The organism is Streptomyces sp. UH6 (assembly GCF_013421635.1).
Lineage (GTDB): Bacteria > Actinomycetota > Actinomycetes > Streptomycetales > Streptomycetaceae > Streptomyces > Streptomyces abyssomicinicus.
The window spans coordinates 1-1,250 of the sequence record NZ_JACADT010001311.1; the positions used below are offsets into that span (position 1 = coordinate 1).

Genomic DNA, 1,250 nt, shown 5'->3' on the forward strand with positions numbered 1-1,250 from the left:
CGACCACCCGGTCCAGCCCGGCGAGCAGGGCGCGGCGCAGCGGCCGCCGCAGCGAACGGAACCGCACCGGCTCCTGCAGGGTGACCGACGCGCCGGAGAGGGCGCACGCGAGGCGCAGCACGTCGGTGACGGTGTCCAGCAGCAGTTCCTGACCCGCGGCGGCCCGGACCGCGTTGACCACCGCGCGGTTCTCGCGGACCGGGAACGTCTCGGGCTGCGGCCCGCGCGCGCAGCGCCCGGCCAGCAGCCGCAGCTCCTCCAGTCCGTCCTCGCCGAGCGGGACGGGCGAGGAGGCGAGCGACAGGTAGAGCGCGGAGAGTTCCTCCTCCAGGGGTCCGCCGAGGTGGATCACGGTGATCCGGTCACCGGCCGAGGCGATCAGCTCGTCGTGCGCGGCGAGCATCTCGTCGTAGGTGTGCCCGTGGACGCCGTAGGAGGGCAGATCGAGAAGGTTCAGCACCCCGTCGCGGAGCTGGGCCTGAACGCCGGGCCGGGCCCGGTCGTCCGCGAGTGCCTCGGTCAGGCAGCGGTGCCAGAACTCCGCGGTGTCCGGCACGCCGGCCGGGAAGTCCTTGAAGTAGACGTTGTGGCGCACGTGGTCGCCCACCAGTTCCCCCACCGTGGCCAGGGTGCGCCTCGCCACCGGCCCCACCACCTCGGGGGACAGTCCGGACAGGTGCCGCAGCAGCTCGCCGGAGAGCGTGAATCCCGCCGTCAGCAGCGCGGAGTCGAGCCGCCCGGCCAGGCCGGCTCCGTCTCCGGACGGGCCGATCGGGGCGGGCAGGCGGAACGTGCGGCGAAGGACCAGCTGTTCGAGGAGGGGACGCATACCGGGATGATCCCAGCGCGGCCCGAGGGGACGCACCGGGGTTTTTCGACTGGCGGCGCGGGCGCCGGCCGCCAGAGTGGAACCATGGACAGGCAGATCACCCAGCACCGGGTCTACGACGACTCCGCCGAGGACGGAGCGCGGGTCCTCGTCGACCGCCTCTGGCCGCGCGGCCTCAGCAAGGATGCGGCCCACCTCGACGCGTGGCTGCGCGATGTCGCGCCGTCGAACGAACTGCGCCGGTGGTACGGCCACGACCCGGCGCGGTACGAGGAGTTCCGCACGCGCTACCTCGCCGAGCTCGAGGACGACGCGCACCGCGAGGCGGCGGAGCGCCTGCGCGCCCTGGCCGACGAGGGACCGGTGGTCCTGCTGACGGCGACCCGCGACCCCGGGATCAGCCATACGGCCGTGCTCGCGC

At 74.1% G+C, this 1,250-nt stretch carries 1 protein-coding gene and 1 pseudogene; one reads left to right on the forward strand and one right to left on the reverse strand.

What is annotated here, in order from left to right; genetic code table 11:
* Positions 1–829 (reverse strand): annotated as a pseudogene (locus HW445_RS31510) (hypothetical protein); the annotation flags it as partial.
* Between the two features lie 84 nt (positions 830–913).
* Here HW445_RS31510 and HW445_RS31515 point away from each other — a divergent pair.
* Positions 914–1,250: DUF488 domain-containing protein (locus HW445_RS31515; RefSeq protein WP_180224185.1), on the forward strand; the 337-nt coding region annotated here is incomplete at its 3' end.